The sequence below is a fragment of the Patiriisocius sp. 208BN25-11 genome (assembly GCF_058147145.1).
This window is the reverse complement of the sequence record NZ_JBYVJY010000116.1, coordinates 1-241: the sequence shown is the minus strand read 5'-3', so window position 1 is coordinate 241 and position 241 is coordinate 1. Positions and strand designations below refer to the sequence as shown.

The following is a 241-nucleotide window of genomic DNA, read 5'->3' as shown; positions in this document are numbered from 1 at the left end:
GACCGCAGCTCCGGACTGATCCAGGGCGTCGCACGCGGCTTGGTCGCCTCCGACCCCGCTGCCGCCACCACCAGGATGCTCTCCAGCATCCGGGCGACCTCTGACGAAGCGAGACGGAAGTATCGGTGGCGGCCCTGGACGGCGACGCCCAGCAGGCGGCCCTCGACCAGCTTCGCGAGGTGGCCGCTCGCGGTCTGCGCCGTGACGCCCGCCGTGTAACCGAGTTCCGTCGCCGTCAGGG

1 protein-coding gene is annotated in these 241 nt (G+C 72.2%); it reads right to left on the bottom strand.

What is annotated here, in order from left to right; all coding sequences use genetic code 11:
• A partial coding sequence (locus ACY2RS_RS15800) for an ArsR/SmtB family transcription factor (RefSeq protein ID WP_490099611.1) occupies positions 1 to 241 on the bottom strand: 241 nt, incomplete at both ends.